This is a genomic window from Nitrosospira sp. CT, assembly GCF_059489795.1.
Genome location: NZ_JCAHZJ010000041.1, coordinates 1 through 5,901 on the forward strand (window position 1 = coordinate 1; position 5,901 = coordinate 5,901).

At 63.7% G+C, this 5,901-nt stretch carries 7 protein-coding genes; all 7 read right to left on the minus strand.

Features of this window, described 5'->3' with window-relative positions; genetic code table 11:
• Positions 1 to 8 precede the first annotated feature (8 nt).
• Positions 9 to 401, minus strand: coding sequence for a DUF983 domain-containing protein (locus tag AC52W5_RS06935; RefSeq protein WP_495670477.1), 393 nt, complete (start codon positions 399 to 401; stop codon positions 9 to 11).
• 71 nt (positions 402 to 472) lie between these two features.
• On the minus strand, positions 473 to 1,327 hold the full coding sequence (locus tag AC52W5_RS06940; RefSeq protein WP_495670478.1) for a cytochrome c oxidase subunit 3: 855 nt from the start codon (positions 1,325 to 1,327) through the stop codon (positions 473 to 475).
• A 94-nt stretch (positions 1,328 to 1,421) separates the two neighbouring features.
• Positions 1,422 to 2,090 carry a cytochrome c oxidase assembly protein gene (locus AC52W5_RS06945; protein WP_495670479.1) on the minus strand — a complete coding sequence of 223 codons (669 nt, stop codon included), beginning with the start codon at positions 2,088 to 2,090 and terminating at the stop codon, positions 1,422 to 1,424.
• Positions 2,091 to 2,095: 5 nt separating this feature from the next.
• Positions 2,096 to 2,263 (minus strand): cytochrome c oxidase system small membrane protein, encoded by a 168-nt coding sequence (locus AC52W5_RS06950; protein ID WP_495670480.1) that lies wholly within the window; start codon positions 2,261 to 2,263, stop codon positions 2,096 to 2,098.
• Positions 2,264 to 2,279: 16 nt separating this feature from the next.
• The gene (locus tag AC52W5_RS06955; protein ID WP_495670481.1) at positions 2,280 to 3,218 is read right to left on the minus strand and encodes a heme o synthase; all 939 of its coding nucleotides are present in this window, start codon (positions 3,216 to 3,218) and stop codon (positions 2,280 to 2,282) included.
• A 106-nt stretch (positions 3,219 to 3,324) separates the two neighbouring features.
• Complete coding sequence (gene ctaD, locus AC52W5_RS06960; RefSeq protein ID WP_495670482.1) at positions 3,325 to 4,941, minus strand: cytochrome c oxidase subunit I; 1,617 nt, start codon at positions 4,939 to 4,941, stop codon at positions 3,325 to 3,327.
• A gap of 92 nt (positions 4,942 to 5,033) precedes the next feature.
• The coding region (coxB, locus tag AC52W5_RS06965; protein WP_495670483.1) for a cytochrome c oxidase subunit II at positions 5,034 to 5,901 on the minus strand (868 nt) is incomplete at its 5' end.

Consider the following 5,901-nt stretch of genomic DNA (forward strand, 5'->3'; position numbering starts at 1 on the left):
TTTTTTTGTCATGGCTGGTTTTTCTGGACGGGGCGTCCTTCGGCGGCCTTGTGATGGAACTGGAGGTTGATGAGGAGGGCTTTCATGGCGCGCAGCGGCCACAACGTGACGACCAGGATGAGCGGGAGCCACAGCGCGGCGTGGAGCCAGAGCGGCGGCTGATACTTGACCTCGACGATGAGGGCGCAGCCGACGACGATGAAGCCGGCGATCAGGATGATGAACACGGCGGGCCCGTCGCCGGCATCGATGAAGGAATAGTCCTGCTCGCAAGCGTCGCAGGACGGACGCAGCGTCAGGAACCCGGCAAACAGCTTGCCCTTGCCGCAGCGCGGGCATTTGCAGGCGATCCCGCGCAGGATGCTCTGGGACAAGGTCGCCCGGGCGTAAAAATTGGACATCGGCCTTCTTCCGGAAGAGAAAAGGGCGGCCCCGCGGCCGCCCTTCATGGTTTTAACGGGTGTCGTCCCGATCAGTGCGCGGCATGCGCCATGGCCGCGGCGCCGTTGCCCCAGACATAGATGCAGACGAACAGGAACAGCCACACCACGTCGACGAAATGCCAGTACCAGGCGGCGAATTCGAAGCCGAGGTGCTGTGACGGCGAGAAGTGCCCCGCATTGGCGCGGAACAGGCAGACGATCAGGAAGATGGTGCCGACCAGCACATGGAAGCCGTGGAAGCCGGTGGCCATGAAGAAGGTGGCGCCGTAGACGTTGCCGGCGAAGCTGAAGGCCGCGTGCTGATACTCATAGGCCTGCACGCAGGTGAAGACGGCGCCGAGCGCGATGGTCAGGATCAACCCCCACTTCAGCCCCTTGCGGTCACCGTTGAGCAGGGCATGATGGGCCCAGGTCACCGTGGTGCCCGAGGTCAACAGGATCAGGGTGTTGAGCAACGGCAGGTGCCAGGGATCGAAGACTTCGGTGCCCTTGGGCGGCCAGACGCCGCCGAACAGCGCCTCGCGCGTCATGTGCACGGGATCGGCCGGGAACAGCGCGGAATTGAAGAAGGCCCAGAACCAGGCGACGAAGAACATCACCTCGGAGGTGATGAACAGGATCATGCCGTAGCGATGGCTGATCTGCACCACGCGGGTGTGGTCGCCCTTGTGCTCGGCCTCGCGGATCACGTCTCCCCACCAGCTCGCCATGGTGTAGAGCACGCCGACCAAGCCGATGCCGAAAATGATCGGCGCGGCCGCGGTCAGATGGTGCATCCACAGGATGGCGCCGACGGCCATGATGAAGGCCGCGGTCGCGCCTACGATCGGCCACGGACTCGGGTCGACAAGGTGGTAATCGTGCTTGACTTGCGCCGTAGCCATTTGCGGTCTCTCTCCGTTAGCGGTGCCGGCGGTATTGGGCACCTTATTGATCTCAAAAACACAACGCGTCAGCAACCAACGCGTCAGCCGAAGGTCAGATGCTTCCCCCTGGCCTGTCCGGTTCGTTTGCCGCCACCGGCTTCGGCGTGGCATTCTTCACCGGAAAGAACGTGTAGGACAGGGTGATGGTGTTGACGCCGTCGTTCTCGCTGTCGGCGGCGAAGGCCGGATCGACATAGAAGACAACGGCCATCTCCCGCTTCTCGCCGGGCGCCAGGGTCTGCTCGGTGAAACAGAAGCAGTTGATCTTGGTGAAATACGATCCGACCGTCAGCGGCGTGACGTTATAGGCCGCCTGCCCCGCCGTGGCGGTCGCCGCCGCGTTGGTGACGGTGTAATACACCGTGGTGACCTCGCCGACCCGGACCTTGATCTCGGTCTGCTCCGGCTCGAACTTCCACGGCAGTCCGCCGGAGACGTTGGAGTCGAAGCGCACCGCCACCGTGCGCGCGAGCGGCGCCGCGCTGGGCGCCGCCTTGGCGACCTGCGTGGTTCCGTTGAAGCCGGTGGCGCGGCAGAACCAGTCGTAGAACGGCACCGCCGCATAGGCCGCGCCGACCATCAGCGCCACCACCAGGCCACAGGCCGCGCCGATCTTCACGTCGCGGCCGATGCGTCGCCCAACCGAAGCCTTCGGCGCGGCCGAAGCCGACGTTGAAGCCGCGGTGGCGGGTTGCTGCGGGTGCTGCGGCGCGCCGGTCATCTCAATCACATCGGACGGACGAGAACGCCCGGCCCCTTGACGAATGTGACCGCGAAGAACAGCAGGACCAGGAGCCCGAGCGCGAGGGCGATCGCGATCGAGCGCTCGCGCCGACGCTTTTTCTGGGCCTCGGTGAGGACAACCCCGTCGTCCGGCTTCTTTTTGTTGTCCATCGCTCCATGCGCCCCTCTACCAGATCAACGGCGCAACGGCCTTCGCAACCACATCGAGCAGCAGAACGGCAAACAGCGCAAAGAGATAGAGGATCGAAAAGGCGAACAGACGCCGCGTGGCGCGCAGCGCGACGCTGCCGGTGCGATGGCGGTAGACATTGATCGCGAGCACCAGCATGCCGGCGCCGAGGATCAGCGAGGTGACGCCATAAACCCAGTCGAAGTAGCCGAGCGGCCAGGGCGCGGCGGCGATCGCCACCAGCACGATGGTATAGAGCAGGATCTGCAGCCGCGTCGCGTCGGGACCGGCGACCACCGGCAGCATCGGCACGCCGGCCCGCGCATAGTCGTCGGAGCGGAACAGCGCCAGCGCCCAGAAATGCGGCGGCGTCCAGAAGAAGATGATCAAAAACAGCAGCAGCGGCTCGACCGACAGCGACCCCGTCGCCGCCGCCCACGCCACCACCGGCGGCAGCGCTCCGGCGGCGCCGCCGATCACGATGTTCTGCGCGGTCCGCCGCTTCAGCCCCATGGTGTAGATCACCACGTAGAAGAAGATCGTAAAGGCGAGCAGTCCCCCGGCGTACCAGTTGACCAGGGCGCCGAGCGTCATCACCGAGAAGAACGACAGCGTGAGGCCGAACCCCATCGCCTCGCCGCGGGTGATGCGGCCGCGCGGGATCGGCCGGTTGGCCGTGCGCGACATCAGCACGTCGATATCGCCTTCGAGCGCCATGTTCAGCGCGCCGGAGGCGCCGGCGCCGACCGCGATGCAGAGGATCGAAATGAAGCCCAGCACCGGATGGACATGGCCCGGCGCGATCATCAGCCCGACCAGCGCGGTGAAGATCACGAGCGACATCACCCGTGGCTTCAGCAGCGCAAAGTAATCGGCGACGCTCGCCTCCGATATCCGGGGCGGTAGTTCGATGGCTTTTTGATCGACAACCGACACGACACAACTCGCTTTGTTGGGGTACGCGGCGCGCGCCAGGCGCGCTGCGTACAAGTTCCGCTTTGTTGGGGTGCGCGGCGCGCCAGGCGCGCCGCGCACAGTCACATTACTGCACCTTCGGCAGCGTCGCGAACTGGTGGAACGGCGGCGGCGACGACAGCGTCCATTCCAGCGTGGTGGCGCCTTCACCCCACGGATTGTCGGCCGCCTGCTCCTTGCGCACGAAGGCGTCGATCAGGCCGTAGATGAAGACCACGGCGCCGAGCCCCGCCATGAAGGCGCCGTACGACGAGATCTCGTTCCAGCCCGCGAACGCGTCCGGATAGTCGACCGAGCGCCGCATCATGCCCTGCAGTCCGAGGAAGTGCTGCGGGAAGAACAGGACGTTGGCGCCGATGAACATCAGCCAGAAGTGCAGCTTGGCGATGGTCTCGTTGTACATGTAGCCGGACATCTTCGGGAACCAGTAGTACCAGCCCGCGAAGATCGAGAACACCGCGGCAATGCCCATCACGTAGTGGAAGTGCGCGATGACGTAGTAGGTCTCCTGCATCACGCGGTCGACGCCCGCATTGGCCAGCACCACGCCGGTGACGCCGCCGACCGTGAACAGGAAGATGAAGCCGATCGCAAACAGCATCGGCGCCCTGAACTCGATCGAGCCGCCCCACATGGTGGCGATCCACGAGAACACCTTCACGCCGGTCGGCACCGCGATCACCATGGTCGCGGCGACGAAATAGGCCTGCGCCGACGACACCATACCGACCGTGTACATGTGGTGCGCCCACACCACGAAGCCGATGCCGCCGATCGCGACCATCGCATAGGCCATGCCGAGATAGCCGAAGATCGGCTTCTTCGAGAAGGTCGAGATCACATGGCTGATCATGCCGAAGCCCGGCAGAATCAGGATGTACACCTCGGGATGACCGAAGAACCAGAACAGATGCTGGAACAGCACCGGATCACCGCCGCCATCGGCCGCGAAGAACGTGGTGCCGAAGTTACGGTCGGTCAAAAGCATCGTGATGGCGCCCGCCAGAACCGGCAGCGACAGCAGGAGCAGGAACACCGTGACCAGGATCGACCAGACGAACAGCGGCATCTTGTGCATGGTCATGCCAGGCGCGCGCATGTTGAAGATCGTGGTGATGAAGTTGATCGCGCCGAGAATCGAGGAGGCGCCGGCCAGATGGACCGCGAGGATCACGAAATCCACCGACGGCCCCGGATGACCGCTGGTCGACAGCGGCGCATACAGCGTCCAGCCCGTGCCGGCACCGCTGGCGCCCGGCTCGCCCTCCACGAACGTCGACAGCAGCAGCAGCGCAAACGCCGCCGGCAGCAGCCAGAACGAGATGTTGTTCATCCGCGGAAACGCCATGTCGGGCGCGCCGATCATCAGCGGCACGAACCAGTTGCCGAAGCCGCCGATCATCGCCGGCATCACCATGAAGAAGATCATGATCAGGCCGTGCGAGGTCACAAAGACGTTGTACTCGTGAGCAGGATGGAAAACCTGCACGCCGGGATACATCAGTTCCGCCCGGATGCCCATCGACATCAGGCCGCCGATGATCCCCGCAACGATGGCGAACACCAGGTACATGGTCCCGATGTCCTTGTGATTGGTCGAATACGCAAAGCGCCGCCACCCGGTCGGGTGGTGCGCATGGTCGTCGTGGTCGTGGTCGTGAGCATGTGCTGCGGTTGTTGCCATTGTCTAATCCTGTCTTTACGTCCCTTGAAGTCCTTCGAACCTTAGCGAACCCTGGCGGTTGTCGGCCGCGCCGAAACCTCCCGACGCGACGCCTAGCGCATCACGTCGGCAGCCGACGCCACCGCATTCGCCGGATTCGAAGCAAACTTCTTCTTCGCGGTTTCAACCCAGGCCGCAAAATCCTGCTCGCTCACCACCCGAACCGCGATCGGCATAAAGGCGTGATCCCGGCCGCACAACTCCGAGCACTGGCCGTAGTACACGCCGGTCTTGGTGGCCTTGAACCAGGTCTGGTTGAGACGACCCGGAATCGCGTCCACCTTGATGCCGAACGCCGGAACTCCATAAGAATGAATGACATCGGCCCCGGTTATTTGGACCACGACCACCTTGTTCACCGGAACCACCAGCTCGTTGTCGACCGCCAGCATCCGCGGCTGCTTGTCCTGCGCCATCAGCGAGTCGAACTCGAACTTGCCGTTGTCCGGATAGGCGTAGCTCCAGTACCACTGCTTGCCGGTCGCCTTCACCGTCAGGTCGGCCTTCGGAATGTCAAGCTGCTCGAACAGCAGCCGGAACGACGGCACCGCAATGCTCACCAGAATCAGCACCGGGATAATCGTCCACGCAACCTCGATCATCGTGTTGTGGGTCGTCTTCGACGGCACCGGGTTGGACCGTGCGTTGAAACGCACCATCGCCACCACCAAAAGCGCCGTCACAAACAGCGTGATCGCCGTGATCACGATCAGAAGCCCATTATGCATCCTCGTGACGCTGTCCATCACCGGCGTCACACTCGTCTGGAGATCAAGACCCCACGGATGCGGCTGACCAAGCTCCTGTGCAGAAACCGATCCGCCAGCGGCCAGCGCCGCTGCTCCAAATGCCAATCCCAGAAACCGGCGGCCAATCTGGCCCTTCGACATCTTCATGCCGCTCGCGCTCCTTGTCATAAAT